This window comes from Massilia sp. CT11-108, from assembly GCF_047302915.1.
In the GTDB taxonomy this organism is placed as follows: domain Bacteria; phylum Pseudomonadota; class Gammaproteobacteria; order Burkholderiales; family Burkholderiaceae_D; genus Telluria; species Telluria orientalis.
In genome coordinates this window covers 1-2,584 of record NZ_JBKYMO010000659.1, presented here as the reverse complement: position 1 = coordinate 2,584, position 2,584 = coordinate 1, and the positions used below count along the sequence as shown (strand labels likewise).

1 protein-coding gene and 1 pseudogene are annotated in these 2,584 nt (G+C 68.9%); both read right to left on the bottom strand.

Annotation, left to right across the window (positions count from 1 at the left end):
• Positions 1–2,107: beta-galactosidase GalA (gene galA, locus ACEN88_RS29040; protein ID WP_413345285.1), on the bottom strand; the 2,107-nt coding region annotated here is incomplete at its 3' end.
• Positions 2,108–2,118: 11 nt separating this feature from the next.
• Positions 2,119–2,481 (bottom strand): annotated as a pseudogene (locus tag ACEN88_RS29035) (discoidin domain-containing protein); the annotation flags it as partial.
• Between the last annotated feature and the right edge of the window lie 103 nt (positions 2,482–2,584).

Below are 2,584 nucleotides of genomic sequence, written 5' to 3'. Positions count from 1 at the left end.
GGTCCGGCGCCAGCACGAGGCGGGCGGGGGCGCCGCTCGTCTCGACCTGGTCGCGCCCGACCACGGCGCCATCCTTCAGCGCCACGGCTTCGAGCCGCCCCGGCGCATACGGCACCTGGAACGTGGCCATGTCGAACGGATCGACGTCCTGCTCGCCGACGACCGCGCCGTTGAGCTCCAGGCGCACGCGCGGCGCGTTGGTCGCGACCCGCACCTTGACCGGCTGTCCTTCCTTGCCGGCCCAGTTCCAGTGCGGCATGACCTTGATGACGGTGCGGTCCTTCAGCCATAAAGCCTGGCGGAACCAGTACGCGTTCTTCGGCAGCGCGCACAGGTCCATGATGCCGAAGAACGAGCCGGCGCTGGGCCACTCGTGCGGCGTCGGTTCGCCGCGGTAATCGAGACCGGTCCACGCGAAGCTGCCGGCCAGGAACGGGCGGGCGCTGATCTGTTTCCAGCTGCCGCGCTGCGTCTGGCCCCACTGGGCCGCGTCGTCGTCATAGCTGGCGACGAGGTGTTTGTCCTGGTCGGTCGTGTATTCGCCGCGCGACATGAAGGCCGACGTGTCCTCCGAACTGAACACGGGCTTGTGCGGGTACATCTTGTGGAAACGGTCGTATTCCCACACCTGGTAATTGATGCCCGCCACGTCCAGCGCCTGCACGGCGCTCCTGGCGGCGAACAGACCGCCGTGCATCGCGGCGGTGACGGGGCGCGTCGTGTCGAGTTGCTTGATGGCGCCGACCATCCGGCGCGCCATCTCGTAGCCGATCTCCGTGCCCTGCAGCGTCTCTTCGTTGAAAATCGACCACAGGATGACGCTCGGACGGTTGCGGTCGCGCTTCACGAGCCAGGTCAGTTGCTGCATGTAGTCGGGCGACGTGTTGAAGTTGCGGTTCTCGTCCATCACGAGTAGGCCGATGCGGTCGGCGATGTCCAGCACTTCGGCCGCGGGCGCGTTGTGCGCGAAGCGGATCGCGTTCACGCCCATCGATTTCAGCTGGCGCAGGCGGAATTCCCAGATCGAGTCGGGCACGGCGACACCCACGCCGGCATGGTCCTGGTGGATCGCCACGCCCTGCAGCTTGAGCGGCTGGCCGTTGAGGAAGAAGCCGCGGTCGGCGTCGAAGCGGATCGTGCGGAAGCCCGTGTGCGTCTCGGCGCGATCCAGCTCGCCGGTCGCATCGCGCAGCACGGCGCGCACGCGGTACAGCGCCGGCCTGGCCAGCGTCCACGGCTGGGGATTGCGTATGGCCAGGGCCAACCGCGTGCTGGCCCTGCCGAGCGCATCGACCTGGACGGGCGCGCCGGCGTGCGCGACTTCATGGCCGGCCGGATCGAGCAGGCTGACTTCCAGGCGCGCCTTGCGTGCGCTGTCTGCGCTGCTGTCGACGTCCACCGTCACGGGCAGCGTCCAGCGGCCGTCCTTCCGCACCGGATTCGCGTGGATGCCGTCGGTGGCGATGTGCATGGCGTCGCGCTTGACGAGCCAGGTGTGACGGTAGATGCCGGCGCCTTCGTACCACCAGCCTTCCATTACTTCGGCGTCGACGCGCACGGCGATTGTGTTCGGCTCCGCGCCGTAGCGCATGTACGGCGTGATGTCGATGTAGCGGCCGTTGTAGCCCGACCAGTTGCGGTTCACCACGATGCCGTTGACCCACACGGTGCTGTGCGTGGCGACGCCGTCGAACCGCAGCTCGATGTGCCGTCCGCGGTCGGACGCCGGCAGGGTGAAGTAGCGCCGGTACCAGCCGATGCCGCGCGGGCGGTAGCCCTGCGACTTGTTCTGTGCGGCGTCGAACGGGCCTTCCACCGCCCAGTCGTGCGGCAGGTCGACCCGGCGCCATCCTGAATCGTCGTAGTCGGCATTGGCCGGGCCCTGCGCCTCGCCCGCTTTGGCATTGAGGTAGCTGGCGCCATGGCCCTTGATGGCCGGCAGGGGCACGTCGCCCTGCAGGAAGCGCCAGCCCGCATCCAGCGACAGTCGCTCGCGCGGGGCAGCGTGGGCGGGTTGCAACGTTGCCAGCAGCACGGCGCAGGCGGTGAGCAGGCAGTGGAGGGCGGCGCGCATCCTGGCGCCGCGGTGGTCGTGGCCGGTCATCATGCGGGCTGCGCTCAATCGGCGTCGGCGGGAATGACGGACAGCTCGGCCGCGCTGGCCGAGCCGGAGCGCCACACATCGTCCAGCACCGTGAAACGGAAGAAGCGGGCGGCGACCGGCGCGAAACGGGCCGTCTGCAGGTCGGGGTTGTTGTGGACGTTCGCGAACGTGCCCCGTTCGACCGCGGCCTGCCAGTGCGTCCCGTCCGCGCTCGTCTCGAAGCGGTAGTTCACGGCCGTCCCCGCCACCTGCCCATCCTGCCGTGGCAGGTAGGCGAGGCCCGCGATGCGGTGGGATTGGCCCATGTCGACCTGGATGGACCGGCCGCCGCCCCACGGCGTCTGCCAGAACGTGGCGGGATCGCCGTCGACGGCGAGTGCGGCCGCGTGGCCGGCCTACGGTGTCTTATAAACAAAACCGAGCCCCCGACACCGAGCTACAGGGGGGATTGCGGGGTGGGGGTGGAAAAAAAAAAGTGGG